The organism is Streptomyces sp. NPDC001002, from assembly GCF_053599215.1.
In genome coordinates, this window is the sequence record NZ_JBSFLV010000022.1 from 1 (window position 1) to 19,603 (window position 19,603).

Sequence of the window (19,603 nt, forward strand, 5' to 3'; positions counted from 1 at the left end):
CCTGCCCACCGCAGTGGTCACAGCGGGCCGCGCCTCGTCGTCGACGGCGCACTCCACCTCGTACGCCACCGGCGAGCCGACCCGCGGGATCGACGTGGGCGCCAAGTACGAGATCTACACGGTCATCGACCAGCTCGCCGCCGAGGGCAAGGCGGTCGTCTTCATCTCCTCCGAGCTGCCCGAGCTGCTCGGCATGTGCGACCGCATCTACACCATGGCCGCCGGGCGGCTGACCGGCGAGGTCCCGCGGGCCGAGGCCACGCAGGAAGTGCTGATGCGCCAGATGACGAAGGACAAAGAGGTATCCCGATGAGCACCGATGTGACGGACAAGGTCCCGGCCGCCGCGCCGCCCGGCAAGGGCGGCGGGTCCGCCTCCGGCGGCGGCCTGTTGCAGCTGATGCTGGGCGGTCTGCGCCGCAACATGCGCCAGTACGGCATGCTGATCGCGCTCGGCCTGATCGTGGTGCTGTTCCAGGTGTGGACCGGCGGCGACCTGCTGCTGCCGCGCAACGTCTCCAACCTGGTGCTGCAGAACAGCTACATCCTGATCCTCGCGATCGGCATGATGCTGGTGATCATCGCGGGCCATATCGACCTGTCGGTCGGCTCGTTGACCGCGTTCGTGGGCGCGTTCGCGGCCGTGCTCACGGTGCAGCACGGGGTGGCCTGGCCGGTCGCGCTGGTGCTGTGCCTGGTGGTGGGCGCGCTGGCCGGCTCGGTGCAGGGCTTCCTGATCGCGTATCTCGGCATACCGTCGTTCATCGTCACCCTCGCCGGCATGCTGCTCTTCCGCGGTCTGACGGAGATCTTCCTTCAGGGCCAGACCCTCGGCCCGTTCCCGGACGGGCTGCAGAAGCTCGGCAACGGCTTCCTGCCGGAGGTCGGCCCGGACACCAACTACCACAATCTCACCCTGCTGTTGGGCTTCGTGCTGCTGGCCTTCGTGATCTTCCAGGAGGTCCGCGACCGGGGCCGCCAGCAGGAGTTCTCCCTCGAAGTGCTGCCGCGCAACGCCTTCCTGCTCAAGCTCGTCGCGATCGCCGCCGCGATCCTCGCGGTCACCATGCTGCTGGCCAGCTATCAGGGTGCGCCGATCATCCTGATCGTGCTCGGTGTGCTGGTGGTCGGCTACGGCTATGTCATGCGCAACGCGGTCTTCGGGCGGCACATCTACGCCATCGGCGGCAACCTGCCGGCGGCGAAGCTGTCCGGGGTGAAGGACAAGAAGGTCACCTTCCTGGTCTTCCTGAACATGGGCGTGCTCGCGGCCCTGGCGGGTCTGGTGGTCGCCGCCCGGCTGAACGCGGCCTCACCGAAGGCGGGCCTGAACTTCGAACTCGAGGCCATCGCCTCGGCGTTCATCGGTGGCGCGTCGATGAGCGGCGGTGTGGGTACCGTCCTCGGCGCGATCATCGGTGGTCTCGTCCTCGGTGTGCTGAACAACGGCATGAACCTCCTCAGCGTCGGCACCGACTGGCAACAGGTCATCAAGGGGCTCGCCCTGCTGGCCGCGGTCGGCTTCGATGTGTGGAACAAGCGCAAGTCCGGTTCGTAAGTCAAGCTACGGGCCCCGCCGGAGAGATCCACGGGGCCCAAATCCTTTACAGGAGCCGCGAGATGGAACTGAACAGACGCACGGTCATCGCGGGTGCGGCGGCGGCGGGACTCGCCGCGACCACCCTCGGTACGGGTACCGCCGAGGCCTCCGGCGGCAAGACGCCCTCGAAGAAGCTCTTCGGCAAGCTCGCCGACGGCACGAAGGTCTGGATCTGGTCGCTGGCCAACGGCGGCACCAAGCTGAAGGTCCTGTCCTGGGGCGGCGTCGTGCAGTCCCTGGAGATCCCCGACAGGCACGGCCACTCGGCGAACGTCTCCCTCGGCTTCGACAACATCGAGGACTACGTCGCCAAGACCCCGTACTTCGGCGCGCTGATCGGGCGGTACGGAAACCGCATCGGCAAGGGCCAGTTCACGCTGGACGGCAAGAGCTACCAGCTCTCCGTCAACGACGGCGTGAACAGCCTGCACGGCGGCACCCAGGGCTTCGACAAGCACGTGTGGGACGTCGAGCCGTTCACCAAGGGCTCCGACGTCGGCCTGCACCTCTACTACACCAGCGTCGACGGGGAGATGGGCTACCCCGGCACGCTCAAGGTGAAGGTCACGTACACGCTCAACAAGCACGGCGACTGGACCATCGACTACGAGGCCACCACCGACAAGGCCACCGTCGTCAACCTGACCAGTCACGTCTACTGGAACCTGGCCGGCGAGGGCAGCGGCACGATCGAGGACCACGAGCTCCAGATCGCCGCCGCCCGCTACACGCCCACCGACACGGGTCTGATCCCGACCGGTGAACTGGCGAAGGTCTCCGGCACCCCCTTCGACTTCCGCAAGACGAAGACGATCGGCCGTGACATCCGGGACGGGCACGTCCAGCAGGTTCAGGCCAAGGGTTTCGACCACAACTGGGTGCTCGACAAGGGCATCACGGCCAAACCGGAGCATGTCGCCACCCTGCGCGAGCCGCGCTCGGGCCGCACTTTGAAGATCGCCACCGACCAGCCGGGGCTGCAGTTCTACTCGGGCAACTTCCTCGACGGGACCCTCACCGGCACCGGCGGCAGCGTCTACCGGCAGGGCGACGCGCTGTGCCTGGAGACGCAGCACTTCCCGGACTCGCCCAACCAGCCGTCGTTCCCGACGACCACGCTGCGACCTGGGCAGACGTACCGGACGAGGACGGTGCACACGTTCAGCGCGTGACTTGGTGAACCGTGTCACAGGCCGCCGGATGCGTCCGGCGGCCTCGTGGTTCCCACACTCACACCACTTTCACACGCGTTGAACAACGCCACCCCAGACTCCGTATGTAAGGGCGGCCCGTGCTCCCCCGCGCGGGCCACCCAAGACGACGGACCCGGCCGTCCCCGACGGGTCCGCCCCATACGGAGGTTCCATGGCCGACAACGTCACCTCGTTGTTCCGCAGCACGGCGGCGCACAGCCCGTCGATGGCGGCGCTGACGCGGGAGGGCGGCGACGGAGCCGGCCCGGTGGACTTCTGCATTCCGTGCAACCCGTACTTCCCCACCCCGGCCATGTTCGACACGATGTCGGCGAGACTGCGCGACATCATCACGTACTACCCGAGCAGCGCGGACACGATCACGGCCGAGCTGTGCAACCTGCTCCAACTCCCGCCGCAGGCGGTCGCGATGGGCAACGGTTCCACCGAACTCATCACCTGGATCGACCACTTGCTGGTGCGCGAGTCCCTCGCCATCCCCGTCCCCACCTTCGGCCGCTGGACCGACCAGCCGATGGAGACCGGCAAGCGGGTCGACATGTTCCCGCTCCAGGAGTCCAGCGGCTTCGCCCTGGACCTCGGCCAGTACGCCGAGTTCATCCGCGCCCGCGGCACCCGGGTCGCCGTCATCTGCAACCCGAACAACCCCGACGGCGGCTATATCCACAAGCAGTCGCTGGTGCAGTTCATGGACGCCATGGCCGACCTCGATCTGATCGTCATCGACGAGTCGTTCCTTGAGTTCGCGGATGCCGAGGCCGAACCCAGCGTCGTCCAGGAGGCGATGCTGCGCCCCAACGTCGTCGTGCTGCGCAGCCTCGGCAAGAACTTCGGCCTGCACGGCATACGGTTCGGCTACATGGTCGCGAACCCCTCGCTGGCCGGCCGGGTCCGCTCGATGCTGCCGAAGTGGAACCTCAACGCCTTCGCCGAGTACGTGGTGTTCATGCTCAAGGAGCACGGCGCCGAGTACGCGCAGAGCCTGCACCAGGTGTATCGGGACCGTCTGGACATGTCGAGCCAGCTCTCGGCGCTCCCCGGTCTGACGGTCTACCCCTCGCAGGGCAACTTCCTCTTCGTACGCCTGCCCGTGGGCGCCGAAGGCACGGTGGTCCGGGACCGGATGCTCACCGAGCACCGGATCCTGGTCCGCGAGTGCGGCAACAAGATCGGCTCGTCCAGCCGCTTCCTGAGGCTCGTGGTGCGCCCCCAGGTGGACGTGCGTCGCCTGGTGTCCGGCCTGGAACAGGTGCTCTACGGGACCAGGAGGGGAGCCGCCGTGCCCGAGCTGGGTACCGGGACCAACTACAGCTCGGGTACGGCGGCCGTGGACCGGCTGGTCAGCGAGACGAACGGGGCGGGTATTCCGCTCGTCGCGCAGGCCATCGGGGGCGGGATGCCCATGCAGATGCCTATGCCTGCGGCCGCGCAGACGGGTGGGGTCGGCATGCCGATGCCGATGCCTGCGGTGGCGCAAATGCCCATGCCCGCGGTGGCGCAGATGCCGATGCAGCAGCCTCAGCCGCAGGTTCTTCAACCGCAGGTTCCGCAGCAGCAGCCTCAGTACGCGCCGGCGATGAGTACGCCGTCGCAGCCGCAGATGCAGGTGCCTTCGCCTACGCCTCCTGGTGTGCCGGCTCGTGGTGGGCTGACCGCCGCGCAGGTCCGTGGCGCGACCGGTCCCGGGCTGGCGCCCGCCCCCGCCACGGGGTGGCCCAATGCGCAGAGTTGGCCCAATGCGGCGGGGATGGGGCAGACGGGCTAGGGCTCGTTGCCGGGTGCGGGTGGAGTGTGGCTGGTCGCGCAGTTCCCCGCGCCCCTTGGTTGGCTGTCGCTGAGGCGTAGTTCGAAGCGGCTGTCGGCTTTGGTGCGGAAGTACTGGACGGTTACGCGCTCGTGGGCGTTGTGGCCCCCGCCGTCCGGTACCGCGCCATGCTCCTGGAGCAGGTTCCGCACCTCGGCCGGTACCGTCGTCGCCGCGAACGCGTGGTGGGACTCGTGTTCCGTCTCGCGTTCGTCGGCTGCCACCGCCTCCAGGACGGAGTCCGGCGCCACCGGCAGGGCGAAGATCTCCACGCTTCGGCCCGCCACCGCCGCGTGCACGATGGCGACCGGACTATCTCCTACGACGGTGCCGTACCGTCTCGCCAGCCTTCCTCGGACCACCACGCTCGGCGAGACGGAGCCCGCTTCGAAGCCCAGGTTGCCGAGTTCTTCGCGTAGGCCGTCGAGGACGTCGGGGAAGACCAGGACCGCGGTGTGGTCGTAGCTCAAGTGGCGGCAGGCGTAAGCCCGTTCAGCCTCCACCAGGTCGGGGAACAGTTCCGCCAGGACCTGGTCCGTGGTGTGGGTCTCGACGTAGGCGGCGGCGCGTTTGATGCGCAGTACGTCGGCCTCGGTGAGGTTCATGTGTGGGGAGTTCCTCGGGTCAGATGCCGGTGTAGTTCTCGGCGAAAAAATCTTGGTGGGCGCGGGACGTGCGCAGGCTGTCCAGGCGGGCGTACTGGAGGGCGCGGCCGTAGCGGGCCTCGGGGGCGCCGGTGGACGGGCCGTGCAGGAGGCCGCTCATCCAGTGCGAGAACTCGTGGGCCCGCCAGACTCGGGGCAGGCAGTAGGACGCGTAGCGAGCCAGGTCCGTCTCGTCGCATTGCGTGAGGGCTTCTGCGAGTGCTTCGGCCAGGCGTTCCGCCTGGAGTACGGCGAGGTTGGCGCCCTTCGCCGCGGAAGGGCTGATGAGACCGGCGGCGTCGCCCGCCAGCCAGAGGCGGCCGGTGCCCGGGGAGTCCAGGACGTCCGAGCGCAGGTCCACGACCGTCTTCTCCAGGACCGGCCCGCGCTTCAAAGGGCCGAACTCGTCCGTGCGGAGGCGCTGCGCCAGTTCGGTCCAGATACGGTCCTCGTCCCAGGCCGCCGGGTCGGTGCCTCGCGGGCACTGGAGGTAGTAGCGGGTGACCGTCTCCGTGCGGGCCATGTGGCCGGCGAATCCGCGGTCGTGCAGGGCGTATCCGACGGCGGCGAGGCTGGGCGGGGCTGCCACCAATACCGCCAGCCAGGTCACGCCGTGGTCCCAGCGGGCCGTGCCGATGCCGTGGGCGGTGAGGGCCTGGCGTCCGACACCCCGGTGGCCGTCACAGCCGGCGACGAAGTGTCCGGTCACGTCCGCGGCTCCCCGGACCCGTACCCGGCCCTCGGCGATCTCCTCGACCTCGGCGCCGAAGCGGATCTCGCCGCCGCGTCGCAGGTACTCGGCCAGCAGGTCCCGGACCAACTCCTGCTGGGGGTAGACGGTGTGGACCTCGCCCTGCCCCAACTTCTCGTAGTCCAGGGTGAATTCGCCCCGTTCACTGCGGAAGAGGCAGGTCCCGTGCGGTCGGCCTCGGGCCAACAGGCCGTCGGCCAGACCGTGTTCGGTCAGTACGCGTACGGAGTGGGCGGCCAGGAAACCCGCCCTGGCCCGCCCCTCCACCGCCTCGCGGTCCCGCCGTTCCAGGATCACGCAGTCGATGTCCTGAGCCAGGAGCAGGTTCCCCAGGACCAGCCCCGCCGGGCCCGCCCCGACGATCACCACCCCGGTCCGCGCTCCGGAGTCGAATCGTTTCGCCACATCCACCCCTGATCTTGCTTTTTCGGCCAAGGGGTTTCATATCAGCCAGATCAGGGAGATGAGCAATCGAAGACGGCTTCTTAGCCCATAAGGGACCAACTTGGCATATGTCAGTGGTCGTTCTCCAGATGCAGCTTCAGCAGGTCCACGCCGTAGTCGCCCCCATTGGGGGTGCGGATGATGGTGTGGATGTGCTCCTGGGAGGGGGTGCCGCCGCCCATGCCCATACCGCCACCAGGGGGACCGCCGGCGTTGGAGCTGGCACTGGCGCTCGGGCTCGCCGAGGATGCCTCTCGGTAGAAGAGCGGGGCCTGGGCGTCGTACTCGATGAGCACTACGGGGCTGTGGATGCGGTAGTAGAAGGCGGAGTCGTCCTTCGTCTCGCCCATCCAGTAGAAGTACGTGTCGTCGAGGTGCTTCTCGACCTCGGTCATCTTGACCTCGGCGTGTCCCTCGTTGATGTAGCCGATGTAGACGCCGGCCACGGCCAGGAGCTTCTCCCGCTGGGCGGCGGTGAGTTCGGAGCCGCGCAGGCCCGCGTAAGCGAGCTTGAGGTTGTCCGAGCCCGCGCCGGCCTTCATGTCCTCGTTGCCGTTGGCCTGCGAGGAGACGGCCTTGGCGAGCTGTGCCTTGGTGAGGGAACGGATCATCGCCAGACCGGCCGTCGTCTCCGGCCGGAACAGGCTGATCTTCTCGCCCTTGTACGTGGCCGTGGTCGGCTCGGAGCCCATGAAGGTCGGGGTCATCACGACCTGGTCGCCGAGCACGAAGTAGTTGATGGCGACGTGGTGGCCCTCGTACTGGAAGCCCCAGGGCTTGGTGGTCGACGGGGTGCCCATGAAGGTGAAGAAGTAGTGGCCCTCGGTCAGGGTCTTCTGGTTGCCGCCGTTGGAGTCGCCGAGGAACTGGTTGAGCTTCATGATGTTGCGGGTCTGGGTGAGGCCGTCGGCGGAGAGGGCGACGCCGAGCAGCGCGTAACCGAGATCGCGCTTCTTGTCGGTGAGGTCGCCCATGCGGACGCCCTTGCGGTCGTAGCCGTCGACGTTGCTCCAGGCCGTCCATTCGTCGGCGTCGATGTCGAAGGTGCAGGACTTGCGCTCCTTCGCGGAGAGCCCGTCGAGGAACGCCTGCGCTGCCTTGACCAGTCCGTCGGTGGAGACGCCGGTCGAGTGGACGGTGAACAGGTCGTCGACGACCGTGCCGTCGGTGGTGACGCCCTTGAGGTCCTTGTACTTCACCTGGGAGACGCCGGGGCCCATGCCACCCCCACCACCCCCTCCGGCTCCGGGCCCGCCCGAGGGCATACCGCTGGGGGCGCCGCCGGAGGGTGCGGCCGAGGACGAACTCGCCGTGTCCGACGAGTCGTTGGAGCAGCCGGTCATGGTCGCCACGGCGGCGACACCGCCGGCGAGCAGCGCCTTGTTCATGAACCAGCGGCGGCTGCGCTCGGATGCGGGGGTGTGGGGTCGGTGTCCATGCATGGGCGTCAGCGTCCCGGCCCAACCTGAAGCGTCCCTGGGCGAAGCCTGTGAACGCGGGTGGGGGCGGGGTCTGCGACGCCGGGTTCAGCTGCCGCCCTTGTCTTCCTCCCGCTTCGGTACCTGGAAGCCGCCGAGCTCCCGCTCCAGCAGTTCGGCCAGTCGCAGCGGGGTGCGGTCCTCGTACATCGGGCCGATGAGCTGCACCCCCACCGGCAGACCCTCGGCGGACAGGCCCGTCGGTACGGCGGTGGCGGGCAGGCCGGGCATGGTGGCCAGACCGGCCCAGACGAGCTGGTCGAGGTACGGGTACCCGACGCCGTCGATGTCGAGCCGGCGTTTCATCGAATCCGGTTCGTGGTCGTGCGCGAACGCCGGAGTGGGCGTGATCGGACACACCACGGCGTCGAACTCGGCGAAGAACCGGCGCCAGCCCTGGCGGTGGAGCTCGCGACGGTTGTTCGCGTCGGCCCAGTCGCGGTGACTCGACACCAGCCCCCGCAACCGCGCCGCGTCCAGACCCTGATCATCCGCGCTCAACCCGGCGGCGAGGCCGCGCAGTTGCTCGTAGATCTCGACGGGGAAGCGTGCGCCGACTCCCGCGAACCACAACTGTGTGTAGATCAGCGCCGATTCGGAGAGGCTTGGCAGCAACGGACTGTGCCGTTCGACCCGCGCGCCGCCGTCGGCCAGGGCATCGGCCACGCGTTGTACGCCCGCCCGCACGGCGGTCCCGGTCGGAATGAACGGGTGCTCGTCGAGGACCAGGACCCGGAAGTCGTCGAGCCGTTCGTGGCGCGCGGGCGGCAGCGTCAGCTCGTACGCCACACCGTGCGTCAGCGGGTCCGGTCCGGCCATGACGTCGAGCAGGAGCGAGAGGTCGCGGGCGGTACGAGCCATCGGACCGACGACGGCGAGGTCGGAGGCGACCGGCCAGGCGGGCACGGCGGGCGGGACCGAGCCGCGGGACGGCACGAGTTCGATCGTCGGCTTGTGGGCGTAGACCCCGCAGAAGTGTGCGGGGGTGCGCAGCGAACCGCCGATGTCGGAGCCGATGGACAGCGCACCGAAGCCGGCCGCGAGCGCCGCGGAGGATCCGCCGGAGGAACCACCGGGCGTACGACCGTGGTCCCAGGGGTTGTTGGTGGTGCCGTAGACCTCGTTGTAGCTCTGCACGTCCTGGAGTCCGAGGGGCACGTTGGTCTTGCCGAGCACCACGGCGCCGGCTTCCTTGAGACGGGACACCTGCACCGCGTCCTCGGTGGGCCTGAAGTCCCGGTGCTGCGGCATGCCCCAAGTCGTGGGCAGCCCGGCGATGTTGTAGGACTCCTTGACCGTCACCGGGATGCCGAGCAGCGGCCGGTCCTCACCTCGGGCGCGCGCCTGATCGGCATCACGCGCGGCGGCCCGGGCCCGGTCGAAGTCCGGTACGCAGATCGCGTTGATCGCCTCGTCGTCCCGCTCGATCCGGGCGATGGCCTCGTCGGTCAGTTCCACCGAGGTCACCTCGCGGGCACGCAGGGCGGTGGTGAGTTCTTCGGCCGAGTGATAGCTCCAGTCCATGATTCCGACCGTAACGGCGGCCGGACGGAGCCACGAAATACCTTTTGACGCAACGGAATTGAAGTCCCGGCGGGATTGGTGTCCCGCTCTGCCGGGCAGCGCGGTCACCGCCACAGCACCGCCCAGCCCGGCAGGTCGATCTCGGCGCGGACCGTCTTGCCCGGCGGCTCCCGCTCCAGCACCTCCCACCGGTCCGCGACCGCGTCCACGAGGAGCAGTCCGCGACCGGATTCGGCGAGGGGGTCGAGGGGTCCGGCCACCTCGCCGGGTGCGGGCGGACGCTTCTCGGCGAGCGTGTCCGTCACCTCGACCCGGACGCTGCCCGTGACGAGGGACAGCCGCAGCTCGAAGTCCCGCCCCGGCACCCGGCCATGGGTCACCGCGTTCGCGGCCAGCTCGGCGACGACGAGGGCGACCGCGTCGGAGGCGTCGCTGTCCGGCGGGATGCCCCAGGTGTGGAGCTGGGCCACGGCGAGGTGCCGGGCGAGTCGGGCGGCGCGCGGGGTTGCGCTCAGTCGCTGCGCGAACGCACGTACGGTGACCGGCGGTTGGGGGGTGGAGGGCGCTGTCATGCGCCCAATCTGGCGGGCGCGGAAGGCCGTTATCCAGGTGAGCACCGCGTACAGCGTCGGACCGTACGTGGTTACGGACTGGACAGTACGAGTGACGGAACGTGACCATGAGTGCGGGAGGTGACCGACTGTGGTCGATGAGCCGGAGGCGTCGGACAGCTTGCGGACGTTCGGGGCGGTGCTGCAGGCGCTGCGCGAGCATGCGGGGTTTGGGCGGGAGGAGTTCGGCGGGCTGGTGGGGTATTCCAAACATACGGTGGCGTCGATCGAGTTGGGGCGGCGCATGCCGGATCGGGCGCTGATGGAGCGGGCGGAGGAGGTGCTGGGCAACGCGGGTGCGTTGCGTCGGGCGTTTCCGACGCTGGCTCGTCAGCCGGGGCTGGCGGCTTGGTTTCGGCGGTGGGCGCGGTTGGAGGCCGATGCGATCACGCTGTACACGTATGAATGCCGGTTGATTCCGGGGCTGTTGCAGACGGAGGCGTATGCGCGGACGTTGTTCGCGAACCAACTCCCGCCGTTGGATGACGAGCAGATCGAGGCGCAGTGGGTGGCTCGGGCGGCGCGACAGCAGTTGCTGCGGGAACGGCCGAACACGGCGTTCGGCTTCATCCTGGAGGAGGGGTTGTTCCTGCGGCGCACGGGTGGGGTCGAGGTCACGCGTGAGCTGATCGACCATGTGCTGGAGATCGCGGAGTTGCGGAACGTGGAGATCCAGATCATGCCGCAGGTACGGGAGACGCATGCTGGGCTCGACGGCCCCATGCAGTTGCTGGAGACCTCGGAGAACTCGTGGTTCGTCTACTGCGAGGGGCAACGAGGCGGCCTTCTCGTCTCGGAACCGAAAGAGATCAGCGTCCTCCAAAGGCGTTATGCCAGGATGCGTTCACAGGCTCTCACCTTCGATGACTCGAAGAGTCTGTTGGAACGGATGCGAGGAGCGTTATGAGCACCAGCGGACTGACGTGGTTCAAGTCGAGCTACAGCAGCGGTGGCGACGGGGACTGCGTCGAGGTTGCCGCAGGCCCGCGCACCATTCACCTCCGTGACTCCAAGGACCGGCAGGGGCCTCAACTCGCCGTCTCGCCCGGCCCGTGGGCCGACTTCCTGGCTCATGCGTGTGGGAGTGCTCAGTAGGCCAAGGGGCCTGTATGGAGGCGCAGTCGGTCGCCGAACGCTTCTATGCCCGGGACGATGAGCTCTTTCGACCCCGAGAGCCAGAGGTCCAATCTCAGGTCGGGCATGTCGAGCAGTGGCCGCAGGTCGATCGTGTCCACTCCCACCAGCCCTATCGCCAGTCGTCGCAGGTTGGGGAAGACACGGCTCAACTGCTTGACATCGGTGGGGTCCTCGAGACCCGTGATCATCAGGCGTTCGATGCGTGGTATCGGCTCCAGCCGCGCCAGTTCTTGGAGGGAATCGATCGCCAGCGCGATCCGGGTGAGCCGGGGCGCGCTGAGCGCGGCGCGGAGGTGCCAGGCCGGCGAATGGCTGTGTCCCTCGACCGTCAGCGACCGCAATTCGGTCCATGCCTTCAAGGCGTCGATCCGTTTGATGGCTTCGATCCCCACCTCCAGGTGGTGTACGCCCGGAAGCGGTCTGAGGGCTTGCCCACCACCTCCGGTCACCCGGAGCGCCGTCAGGTCGAGGCTGCCCAGAACGGAGAGATCCTGCAAGGAACGGCAGTCCCGCAGTTCGATGCTTTTCAGGTCCTCTCGGATCAGCAGGAAGTCGAGGCCTGTGACGAGATCGTTCCCCCAGATCGCGAGGGATTCGAGCTGCTGCACGGGAAGGTTCGCGTCCAGTTCCAACGGGTCGTACGAGCCCCGCACCGTGAGTCTGGTGACTGCCGCAAGTCGCCGTAGCCGGATGAGCTGCTCGTGCCTCTCGACGAGCAGCTCGGGGACGGACGCCCCCTCCAACACCTCACTGACGTATTCCTCCAACGGGTGCTGGTCCCAGCCCCACGCCACCTCGGCACGGATGTCGGGGTCCGGATGGAACGCGCACTGCCTCAGTTTCTGCCGGGACTTCGCACTGCGCACCCGGGTCAGGAGTCGCACCGTGTTCAGGGCCACGCGGTCGCTCAGTTCCTCTGCGTCGGGCAGTACGCCGACGATCCAATCACCCAAGCCCGCGAGTTGATCGATCTCCTCGGAGTCCCGTGGCGGCATGAGAGCGCTTATCCGCGCCTTCACCGAATTCATCACGAGCTGATTCAACAACTGGGCGTTGGTAGCGCATCGCGCCGCCAGTACGTGGTAGTAGAAGCGGCTGCTCCGCTGCTCGGTGGAATCCCCGCAGCCCAGGAGGGTCTCGATGAGATGGCTCACCTCCGGACGTGCCGCGTGTCCGACGGCCAGCACGATCACGTCCTGCCAGGCTTCGGTGCCCGCATGCTCCATCAGCTCCGGGAGATAGCCGCTCTCGTGGAACTCCTTCGCTGCCAGGAAGTCCTGAAAGGTCCGGTGGATGAACTGGACTGTGTCGTCGGCCCGTTCCTGGAGCAGTCCGCTGCGGTCAAGCAGGAAGCGCAGCATCCGCTCGGGAGAGCCCTGTTCCTTCACGGACGGCATGTCACCTATGGCGAAGCCCAGTTGCTGTACTGCTTGATCATGCGTCATCTGCTGCAGTCCGGTGCGTACCAGCCAGATCGCCAGCCGTTGGAGCAGTGTGTGCTGCTCTTCCGAATCAAGCTTGACCTGATCGGCGTGCAGCACACCCCGCCCGGCATCCCGCCCGCCCAGCAGCATGGCGAGGGCGGCCCGGTACAACTGCCAGCGAGTGGTGGGCAGTAGACCTCGGCGGCGCCGGTGCAGGGCGCAGATCACGGCGCACAGCAGCGGAGTGCGGGCGAGGTCGCTCAGGGCCGCGTTGCGCTCCAACTGATGCACCAGGTCCTGCTCCAGGGAGGAGAGGAGTTCACGCTCCTCTCCGGCGCGCCGGCCGTCGTAGAAGCTGGCGCACTCCAGGCGGGCGGCGTTGTGCCAGGCATGTACGAAGGCGCGGATGTCGTCGTCGCTCATCGGCAGCAGGGTCAACTCGGCGAAGCCATCGGCGTCGAGCCACTGCTTGTCGACCGCGTTCGGACGCACGGTCGCCAGACACCGGGTGCCGGGATAGCGGTCGAGCAGCGTCGCCAACCAGCGTCGGGCCTCCTCCCGCTCCGCTTCTGGGACCTCGTCCAGACCGTCGACCAGCAGGAAGCCCCGGCGCGCCTCCAACACTCGATGGACCCAGCCGTCGGGCTGCCCGTCCGTGATCGTCCGCCCTACGGACAGGAGTTCCGACACCGAGGGGAACCGTCCGCCTCCCGCATGCACCTCGCGCAGCGGGACGACGAACGGAACGAGACCATTGAGCTGGGCCAGATCGCTGCTCAGGGTGCTGTTCGCGGCATGGGCTGCGAGCCACCAGACGAGGGTGGTCTTGCCGGCACCCGCCTCGCCGCGCAGTAGTGCGCGGGGTCGGTCGGTCAGCAGTGAATCAATACGCTGGGCGCCGCTCCGCGTCATACGAGTCCGCGTCGATCCCACGGTCCCGTCCGAGTGCGCGAGGCCCTCGGCCCGCAGGCTCAGATACGCGGTGTCGAGGTCCCAGCGGGATTCGCTCCGGCCGAGTTCCTCGATGCCGAAGATCTCCGTCCTGCGGTACTGGGCGCTCAGGTCCTTCGCGTACCGGGCCTCGAAGTGCTCGTCCTGGGGGTGGACTTCGGTGATCTCATCCAGCCACGAATCGCGGGCGAGCAGAGCACCCCGTTCCACGATGTCTGAGATCGCCACGCCTTCGATCCGGAGATGCTGACGATCTTGGGGCACCTGGATCACCACGCCGAGCAGCACGGGGCCGGCGAAGACCGGAGCGCCGGACAGCCCTGCGAGCGGGGAGTCGCCTTGACGCCGTTCGGCGGCAGCCGGACTCTCAAGTTCGCATGTGAGGACGCCCTTGACCCGTCCGGCCAGCGGCAGCACGCTCACCCGGTACTGGTCGTAGTCGAGATCCTCGCGATACTTCCCATAGCGCTGGATATCGGGGAATCCGACGATCTGGCAGTGCGGCAACGGGGCGGCGGTGGCGATCCTGCCGAGCCTCAGCCGGCCCATGGGTGCGGCGAGGTCGGCGGAGATCACGTCCTCCTGCGTACGCAGCACTGCCACATCGAGTGCCACGCTCGACCAACTGACCAGGCAGGTCACCGGGTTACCGGACGAGGGATGGATCACTTCGACGTACGTGGCGTCGGCCACCACGTGCAACGCGGTGAGCACACTGCGCTCGTCGAGCAGCACCCCACTCCCCTGCCCATTCCCCCGCACCACCACAACCCGCCCCAGAGCCTTCCCCCCACTCACAGCCCGCCCCCACCCCCGTCGTCGGCCACGCTGCGGCCAAAGCTAGAGATCCCGCCCACCCGCCGCCACCGATTCCCCCCAAGTCCCCCCGATACTGGGGCTCATGGGATTCGCCGTCTTCATGACCCTCCCCGGACTGGTCATACTCCTCACCGTCGTCGCCTTCGCCGACCAACTCCTCCTCCGCGCCGGCCGAGCCGGCCTGCTCCCTTGGCGCAACAGCGCCCGCCAGGGCCAGATATCGGCGACCGGCTTCAAGCAACTCCACGCCAGCTTCTCGCCGGGCAAGCAGAACGAGCTGAAAGAACGCCAGTCGTCGCTGGTCATGCGGGACGACGAGGAGGACGGCGCCCCGCCGAACCGTACGACCGTGAACCTCGACGGCGGGACGGCGATCGTCCGCCTGCGGAAGGGACCCCGCTAGCGCCAGGGGCAAATTGGGGTGCGTGCCGGCACCCCGCCGGTCAGACTCGCGGACATGACCGAGAAGATCACCCGCATCAACCCTGAGCAGTTGCATCAGACGCCCGGCTACCACCACATCACCGTGGTCGAGGCAGGCCGTACAGCCCATCTGGCCGGACAGTGCCCGCTGGACAGGAACGGTGACCTCGTCGGTCCCGGTTCTCTCGAATCCCAGGTCGACCAGGTCGTCGCGAACGCGCTCATCGCCCTGGCAGCGGTGAATGCCCAGCCGCAGCACGTTGTGCGGTCCGTGATCTACGTACGGAGCGACGAGAGGGACGCCCTCGGAGCCGCGTGGCACCGCCTCACCAACTCGCCCCTGGGCCCGGCGTTCACCACGGCCAGCACACTCCTGGGCGTCGCCCAACTGGGCTTCACCGGACAGCTCGTCGAGGTGGACCTCACCGTCGCACTGCCCGACTGAGCTCTCTCGGATTCGAGTTGATCGCCATGCCGCATCATCAGCAGCTCATGACAGCCCTCGACGCACTGGACCGCGCTTTCGCCACTGAAGAGCCGTTCCCCATCGGTGGTTGCACGTACTGCTACGGCGAGGAAGGACTCGCCGAGCTCTCCAAGCCGCTGCACCTCATACCCGACGACTTGGTGTCCGCGGCCGCCGGCGAAGTGCCCAGCCACTGGGACGACTTCCCGCGTCTCTACCGCCGTCTCGTCCCGCGCATCATCCGCCCGCTTGTCGCCGGTCGGTTCCACGTCTCCGAGGAACTGATCGCCACCCGCCTGGTCGAGGCGGGCTGGAGCACCTGGGACGCGCCCCTTGCCGACGCTCTTCGCGACGTCTGGACCGCATGGTGGCAGGCCACCTTGCACACCCACCCCAGCCCGGTGTCCATCAGGGACACGCTCGGCCTCATCACCGTCGCCACCGACAGCCTGCGCCCCTGGCTGGACGTATGGACCGCCACCCGGACTCCGGCCGCCGACGCGCACTTGGCGGATCTGCTGGACGACGTGCTGTTCGAGCACGAGATCGCCGACCTGAGCCTGGGGTTCCACGGTGAGTACCACGCCACGGCGGAGCTGGTGGCATGGCTCCTCACCGATGTACGCGACCGCGTCACCGACTCCCGTCTCGACGACCCGGACTTCGCGACCATCGCGGCTCTCGCACCGCGACCGCACCGCTGACTCAGGCGTCGGGAGCACCGGCCCCGCTCGTCGCCCGGAGGCGCACGACATCCCGCCCCGTCGTGATCGCGACGCTCACGAAGGCCACCAGGGCGAGCGCACCAAGTCCGTACCGGCCCGCGGCGAGGAGCAGGACCGCCGCCGCGGCCCCCATGACCGCGAAGCAACCCACGTGTCCGACAAGTAACTTGACGCTCAGTCACTTTGCCTAACCCACAGCCCTTCAACAGAGTCCCTCCCTAATCTGCCGTGTCCATGACAGACAACACTTCGGAAGCAACCCCCACCCCAGTCGGCCGCCGAACCGTGCTGATCGCCACCGGCGCCACCGCGGCCACGCTCGCCGTAGGCGCCGTCGGCGCAGCCGCACCCGAAGCCCCCACGGACGCGACCCCCGCTGCCGCCGCAGCGGTCTGCACCCTCACCAAGGAGATGACCGAAGGGCCCTACTACCTCGACGGACAGTACGTCCGTGCCGACGTCAGCGAAGGCAAGGCCGGGATCCCGCTCAAGCTCGCGCTCACCGTCGTGGACGACGACACCTGCGCCACCATTCCCAACGCGCTCGTGGAGATCTGGCACTGCGACGCCCTCGGCGAGTACTCCGGCTTCGTCGGCAACAACGGCCACACCGAGCCCGACGACGGCACCTTCCTGCGCGGCGGTGTGCTGACCAACAGCGCCGGGCTTGCGAGCATCACCACGATCTACCCCGGCTGGTACCGCGGGCGCTGCGTGCACATCCACGTCAAGGTGCACACCGGCGTCACGCTCACCGCCGACGGCTCGTTCACCGGCGGCACCGAACTGCACACCGGGCAGCTCTTCATCGACGAGTCGATCACCACCAAGGTCGCCGTGATCTCGCCGTACTCGACCAACACGGTCACCCGCACCACCCTCGCCCAGGACTCGATCTACGACGACGGGGGCGCCGCGTCCGGCCTCATGACGCTGACCGCGCTGGGCAGTTCGACCGCGGCCGGCTACTCCGGCACGCTGACGCTCGGCGTCGAGCGGAGCTGACGTACTCCCGAAGAAGAGTCCTCCCCCCACGGAAAGGGGTGGCCCGCGGACCGGAACACCGGCATGACCGCATGCCGGACACCGCGGGCCACCCCTCCCTCACACCCCGGTCAGGACGTCGGGCAGTGCTGCCACGCCATGTGGTACACCGTGCTGATGTCGCCGTCCGTCGAGTCCATCGTCATGAAGCTGAGCGAACCGGGCGTCGACGAACCGGCCGCCACCCTCAGCTCCGTGTTGATGTTGAAGTTGCGCTGCACTCCGCACGGCGCCCACACCAGCTGAGCCCAGTCCGTGCTGTCGGTGGCCTGCCAGTTGTCGTCGTAGGGGCCGTTGAAGGGGTGGGTCTTGGTCGCGGTCTGCGGGGAGCCCTGGAAGTAGTACGAGGCCTTCTGCGTGGCGCTCGCGCCGCGCTGGAGCGAGGCGAAGCCCCGGTAGTCGGCGCTCGCGATGGCGTACGTGAAGCCCGACGGGACATGCACGACCAGGTTGAGCTGGCAGTTCTTGCGGAACGCCGTGGGGTCGGAGTTGCCGCCGACCTGGGCGAGATAGGCGCTGTAGGTCACCGTGAACGCGGTGTTGTCCTCGGAGACGGCGACCGCCGTCGTGCCCTGCGGGCAGCCCGAGCCGTTCACCGTGGCGACGTTGATGACGATCTTGTCCGGGGGCGGGTCGTCGAACACGGGCGACGACGAGTGCTGCGCGGACGGCAGCGCGGTGGCGAGCAGTGCGGCGACCGCACCACTCAAGAGGAGCCCACCAGGCATGGTTTCTCCTTGGGTTGGGGGGTGGCTGCGCCCCAAGTCTTTGAAGAAACAATGAAGTTTCTGTGAAGACCGACGGCGCGCTCGCATCGTAGGAAGCCGCACACGGAACGGTCAGGTCGAACTCAAGCCATTCACAGACGCGCTATTCACACTGTTCCCACAGCATGCGAACTCTGTTGAAATAAGCGGGCGTTGACCGATCCGTCCCCAGCGCCTTCACAGCCGCACATCAAGGAATCCTTCAGGTTCGCCCCTAGCTTCATGGCCATGACGGGAAACACGGAGCACCACAACCAGCACAGCCAACAGCCCGCCCGGCACCGCCGGGACAAGGGCATCCAGCGTCGCCGCGTCCTCATCGGCGGCGGCACCGCGGCCCTGGCGGGCGGTCTCGTGGCCGCCGGTCTCGCCTCGGCCGACACACCCGCCACCGGGACCGGATCGACCACCGTCTCCACCGAGGCGGCCGCCACCGACTCGGCCACGAGCAGCGTCTGCACCCTCACCTCCGAGGTCACCGAAGGCCCGTACTCGCTGGACGGCGCCCTGATCCGCGCGGACATCCGCGAGGACAAGGAAGGCGTCGAGGTCCAGTACACCTTCACCGTCGTCGACCAGGACAACGACTGCGCGCCGCTCGCCGACGCCTTGGTCGAGCTCTGGCACTGCGACGCGCTCGGCGAGTACTCCGGCTTCGTGGGCAAGAACGGCCACACGGAGGACGACGACGGCACCTTCCTGCGCGGCGGGCAGATGACCGATTCCAGCGGCCAGGCGGCCATCACGTCCATCTGGCCGGGGCACTACGTCTCGCGCGCCGTCCACGTCCATATGCGGGTGCACACGGACGTGACCCTCGCCGACGGCACGTACACCGGCGGCACGCTCGTCCACACCGGCCAGCTCTTCTTCGACACCGACATCAACGAGGAGGTGCAGGCCTCCTCGCCGTACTCGGACAACACCACCGCCGAGACGGCCCTGGCCGACGACTCGGTCTACGACGACGGCGGCGCCGCCTCCGGCCTGCTGACCCTGGCCGCGCTCGGGTCCAGCGTCTCCGACGGCTACGCGGCCACCCTGACCGTCGGCGTCAGCACCAGCTGATCAGCCATCGAATGATCAGCCACCAGGTGATCAGCCACCGGCCGACCGGCCACCGCTGATCACACCCCGACCGGCTGCCGCCCCTCGGCGGACTCGGACCCGGTCCCCGTCCCGCTCGCCCTCTCCCGACTTGGCAAGGGGCGTGGCGAGGGGCGTGGACCGGGACGCCGGGGCGGCAGCCCACCAGCCTCGCTCGACCCCTGTTCTCATCCGTTCTTACGGGTTCTCCCACGCCGCCGGCTGAGCCGCCAGCTCCCGCACGGGCTCCGGCAGGGCGTCCGCCGCGATGTCGGCGATCGTGACGCCCTCAAGAATCTTGCGCACATTGGCCCGCAGCGCGATCCACAGCGGCAGCAGCGGCTGGGCGGACCCGGTGTACTCCAGACCCGTGGGCCGCTCGCCGCGCACGGACACGATCGGGCCGTCCACCGCCCGTATGACATCCGCGACCGTGATCTTCGCGGCCTCGCGCGCGAGCCGGTAGCCGCCGCCCCCGCCGCGCCTGCTGTCCACGACCCCGGCGCGCCGCAGATCGCCGAGGATCCCTTCCAGGAACTTGTGCGGGATGCCCTGCTCGGCGGCGATGGCCTCCGCCTTCACCGCTGCGCCGTCCTGCCGAACGGCGAGCTCAAGAACCGCCCGTACCGCGTAATCAGCCCGTGCCGAGATCCTCATACGACCATTGTGGGGTGTCCCTCCGTACACAATGA

Annotated in this window: 19 protein-coding genes and 1 pseudogene; 11 read left to right on the top strand and 9 right to left on the bottom strand. The window is 68.3% G+C overall.

Annotated elements, in window-relative coordinates; all coding sequences use genetic code 11:
* The 4 genes and pseudogenes from ACWDR3_RS12850 to ACWDR3_RS12865 form a co-directional block, all read left to right on the top strand.
* A pseudogene (locus tag ACWDR3_RS12850) lies at nt 1–313 on the top strand (ABC transporter ATP-binding protein); the annotation flags it as partial.
* Entirely contained in the window at nt 310–1,557 is a 1,248-nt protein-coding gene (mmsB, locus tag ACWDR3_RS12855; RefSeq protein WP_450352518.1) for a multiple monosaccharide ABC transporter permease, read from the top strand. The pseudogene ACWDR3_RS12850 and the gene mmsB, both read left to right, overlap by 4 nt.
* 62 nt (nt 1,558–1,619) lie before the next feature.
* A complete protein-coding gene (locus ACWDR3_RS12860) occupies nt 1,620–2,771 on the top strand; it encodes an aldose epimerase family protein (protein WP_450352519.1) in 1,152 nt (383 codons plus the stop codon).
* 193 nt (nt 2,772–2,964) lie between these two features.
* Nucleotides 2,965–4,578 carry an aminotransferase class I/II-fold pyridoxal phosphate-dependent enzyme gene (locus ACWDR3_RS12865; protein ID WP_450352520.1) on the top strand — a complete coding sequence of 538 codons (1,614 nt, stop codon included), beginning with the start codon at nt 2,965–2,967 and terminating at the stop codon, nt 4,576–4,578.
* On the opposite strand, the gene ACWDR3_RS12870 is transcribed toward ACWDR3_RS12865, so the two are convergent.
* From ACWDR3_RS12870 to ACWDR3_RS12890, 5 genes are all read right to left on the bottom strand, one after another.
* Nucleotides 4,575–5,222 (bottom strand): hypothetical protein, encoded by a 648-nt coding sequence (locus tag ACWDR3_RS12870; RefSeq protein ID WP_450352521.1) that lies wholly within the window; start codon nt 5,220–5,222, stop codon nt 4,575–4,577. The two genes, ACWDR3_RS12865 and ACWDR3_RS12870, sit on opposite strands and share 4 nt — an antisense overlap.
* A 19-nt stretch (nt 5,223–5,241) precedes the next feature.
* Entirely contained in the window at nt 5,242–6,417 is a 1,176-nt protein-coding gene (locus tag ACWDR3_RS12875; RefSeq protein ID WP_450352522.1) for a 4-hydroxybenzoate 3-monooxygenase, read from the bottom strand.
* Nucleotides 6,418–6,527: 110 nt separating this feature from the next.
* Nucleotides 6,528–7,898: a DUF3500 domain-containing protein gene (locus ACWDR3_RS12880; RefSeq protein ID WP_450352523.1), complete on the bottom strand. Its 1,371-nt coding sequence runs from the start codon at nt 7,896–7,898 to the stop codon at nt 6,528–6,530.
* A gap of 84 nt (nt 7,899–7,982) precedes the next feature.
* Nucleotides 7,983–9,458 carry an amidase gene (locus ACWDR3_RS12885; RefSeq protein WP_450352525.1) on the bottom strand — a complete coding sequence of 492 codons (1,476 nt, stop codon included), beginning with the start codon at nt 9,456–9,458 and terminating at the stop codon, nt 7,983–7,985.
* 104 nt (nt 9,459–9,562) lie between these two features.
* Nucleotides 9,563–10,030, bottom strand: a complete 468-nt coding sequence (locus ACWDR3_RS12890; protein ID WP_450352526.1) for an ATP-binding protein — start codon at nt 10,028–10,030, stop codon at nt 9,563–9,565.
* Between the two features lie 130 nt (nt 10,031–10,160).
* Between ACWDR3_RS12890 and ACWDR3_RS12895 the strand changes: the two genes are divergently transcribed.
* Nucleotides 10,161–10,976: a helix-turn-helix domain-containing protein gene (locus tag ACWDR3_RS12895; protein ID WP_450352527.1), complete on the top strand. Its 816-nt coding sequence runs from the start codon at nt 10,161–10,163 to the stop codon at nt 10,974–10,976.
* Entirely contained in the window at nt 10,973–11,164 is a 192-nt protein-coding gene (locus ACWDR3_RS12900) for a DUF397 domain-containing protein (RefSeq protein WP_450352528.1), read from the top strand. Before ACWDR3_RS12895 ends, ACWDR3_RS12900 begins: the two co-directional genes overlap by 4 nt.
* Here ACWDR3_RS12900 and ACWDR3_RS12905 read toward each other — a convergent pair.
* The gene (locus ACWDR3_RS12905; protein ID WP_450352529.1) at nt 11,158–14,316 is read right to left on the bottom strand and encodes an NACHT domain-containing protein; all 3,159 of its coding nucleotides are present in this window, start codon (nt 14,314–14,316) and stop codon (nt 11,158–11,160) included. The genes ACWDR3_RS12900 and ACWDR3_RS12905 overlap by 7 nt on opposite strands.
* Before the next feature lie 166 nt (nt 14,317–14,482).
* Between ACWDR3_RS12905 and ACWDR3_RS12910 the strand changes: the two genes are divergently transcribed.
* Genes ACWDR3_RS12910 through ACWDR3_RS12920 form a run of 3 tightly spaced genes read left to right on the top strand, consistent with a single transcriptional unit; the run spans nt 14,483 to nt 15,993 of the window.
* Nucleotides 14,483–14,803 (top strand): DUF6191 domain-containing protein, encoded by a 321-nt coding sequence (locus ACWDR3_RS12910; protein ID WP_450352530.1) that lies wholly within the window; start codon nt 14,483–14,485, stop codon nt 14,801–14,803.
* A gap of 54 nt (nt 14,804–14,857) precedes the next feature.
* The gene (locus ACWDR3_RS12915; RefSeq protein ID WP_450352531.1) at nt 14,858–15,268 is read left to right on the top strand and encodes a RidA family protein; all 411 of its coding nucleotides are present in this window, start codon (nt 14,858–14,860) and stop codon (nt 15,266–15,268) included.
* 26 nt (nt 15,269–15,294) lie between these two features.
* On the top strand, nt 15,295–15,993 hold the full coding sequence (locus tag ACWDR3_RS12920) for a hypothetical protein (RefSeq protein WP_450352532.1): 699 nt from the start codon (nt 15,295–15,297) through the stop codon (nt 15,991–15,993).
* Between the two features lies 1 nt (nt 15,994).
* On the opposite strand, the gene ACWDR3_RS12925 is transcribed toward ACWDR3_RS12920, so the two are convergent.
* A complete protein-coding gene (locus ACWDR3_RS12925; RefSeq protein ID WP_450352533.1) occupies nt 15,995–16,147 on the bottom strand; it encodes a hypothetical protein in 153 nt (50 codons plus the stop codon).
* 101 nt (nt 16,148–16,248) lie between these two features.
* Here ACWDR3_RS12925 and ACWDR3_RS12930 point away from each other — a divergent pair, with 101 nt between their 5' ends.
* A complete protein-coding gene (locus ACWDR3_RS12930) occupies nt 16,249–17,019 on the top strand; it encodes an intradiol ring-cleavage dioxygenase (RefSeq protein WP_450352534.1) in 771 nt (256 codons plus the stop codon).
* A 110-nt stretch (nt 17,020–17,129) separates the two neighbouring features.
* On the opposite strand, the gene ACWDR3_RS12935 is transcribed toward ACWDR3_RS12930, so the two are convergent.
* The gene (locus tag ACWDR3_RS12935; RefSeq protein ID WP_450352535.1) at nt 17,130–17,786 is read right to left on the bottom strand and encodes a DUF4360 domain-containing protein; all 657 of its coding nucleotides are present in this window, start codon (nt 17,784–17,786) and stop codon (nt 17,130–17,132) included.
* Between the two features lie 261 nt (nt 17,787–18,047).
* On the opposite strand from ACWDR3_RS12935, the gene ACWDR3_RS12940 reads away from it, so the two are divergent.
* Nucleotides 18,048–18,893 (top strand): intradiol ring-cleavage dioxygenase, encoded by an 846-nt coding sequence (locus ACWDR3_RS12940; RefSeq protein WP_450352536.1) that lies wholly within the window; start codon nt 18,048–18,050, stop codon nt 18,891–18,893.
* A 216-nt stretch (nt 18,894–19,109) separates the two neighbouring features.
* On the opposite strand, the gene ACWDR3_RS12945 is transcribed toward ACWDR3_RS12940, so the two are convergent.
* Nucleotides 19,110–19,568: an RrF2 family transcriptional regulator gene (locus tag ACWDR3_RS12945; protein WP_450352537.1), complete on the bottom strand. Its 459-nt coding sequence runs from the start codon at nt 19,566–19,568 to the stop codon at nt 19,110–19,112.
* Nucleotides 19,569–19,603 lie beyond the last annotated feature (35 nt).

What these genes read in the sequence shown, in the direction of transcription:
- mmsB (WP_450352518.1), top strand. Translation starts at nt 310, where the DNA reads ATGAGCACCGATGTGACGGACAAGGTCCCGGCCGCCGCGCCGCCCGGC.
- ACWDR3_RS12860 (WP_450352519.1), top strand. Translation starts at nt 1,620, where the DNA reads ATGGAACTGAACAGACGCACGGTCATCGCGGGTGCGGCGGCGGCGGGA.
- ACWDR3_RS12865 (WP_450352520.1), top strand. Translation starts at nt 2,965, where the DNA reads ATGGCCGACAACGTCACCTCGTTGTTCCGCAGCACGGCGGCGCACAGC.
- ACWDR3_RS12870 (WP_450352521.1), bottom strand. Translation starts at nt 5,222, where the DNA reads ATGAACCTCACCGAGGCCGACGTACTGCGCATCAAACGCGCCGCCGCC.
- ACWDR3_RS12880 (WP_450352523.1), bottom strand. Translation starts at nt 7,898, where the DNA reads ATGCATGGACACCGACCCCACACCCCCGCATCCGAGCGCAGCCGCCGC.
- ACWDR3_RS12885 (WP_450352525.1), bottom strand. Translation starts at nt 9,458, where the DNA reads ATGGACTGGAGCTATCACTCGGCCGAAGAACTCACCACCGCCCTGCGT.
- ACWDR3_RS12890 (WP_450352526.1), bottom strand. Translation starts at nt 10,030, where the DNA reads ATGACAGCGCCCTCCACCCCCCAACCGCCGGTCACCGTACGTGCGTTC.
- ACWDR3_RS12900 (WP_450352528.1), top strand. Translation starts at nt 10,973, where the DNA reads ATGAGCACCAGCGGACTGACGTGGTTCAAGTCGAGCTACAGCAGCGGT.
- ACWDR3_RS12910 (WP_450352530.1), top strand. Translation starts at nt 14,483, where the DNA reads ATGGGATTCGCCGTCTTCATGACCCTCCCCGGACTGGTCATACTCCTC.
- ACWDR3_RS12915 (WP_450352531.1), top strand. Translation starts at nt 14,858, where the DNA reads ATGACCGAGAAGATCACCCGCATCAACCCTGAGCAGTTGCATCAGACG.
- ACWDR3_RS12920 (WP_450352532.1), top strand. Translation starts at nt 15,295, where the DNA reads ATGCCGCATCATCAGCAGCTCATGACAGCCCTCGACGCACTGGACCGC.
- ACWDR3_RS12925 (WP_450352533.1), bottom strand. Translation starts at nt 16,147, where the DNA reads ATGGGGGCCGCGGCGGCGGTCCTGCTCCTCGCCGCGGGCCGGTACGGA.
- ACWDR3_RS12930 (WP_450352534.1), top strand. Translation starts at nt 16,249, where the DNA reads ATGACAGACAACACTTCGGAAGCAACCCCCACCCCAGTCGGCCGCCGA.
- ACWDR3_RS12935 (WP_450352535.1), bottom strand. Translation starts at nt 17,786, where the DNA reads ATGCCTGGTGGGCTCCTCTTGAGTGGTGCGGTCGCCGCACTGCTCGCC.
- ACWDR3_RS12940 (WP_450352536.1), top strand. Translation starts at nt 18,048, where the DNA reads ATGGCCATGACGGGAAACACGGAGCACCACAACCAGCACAGCCAACAG.
- ACWDR3_RS12945 (WP_450352537.1), bottom strand. Translation starts at nt 19,568, where the DNA reads ATGAGGATCTCGGCACGGGCTGATTACGCGGTACGGGCGGTTCTTGAG.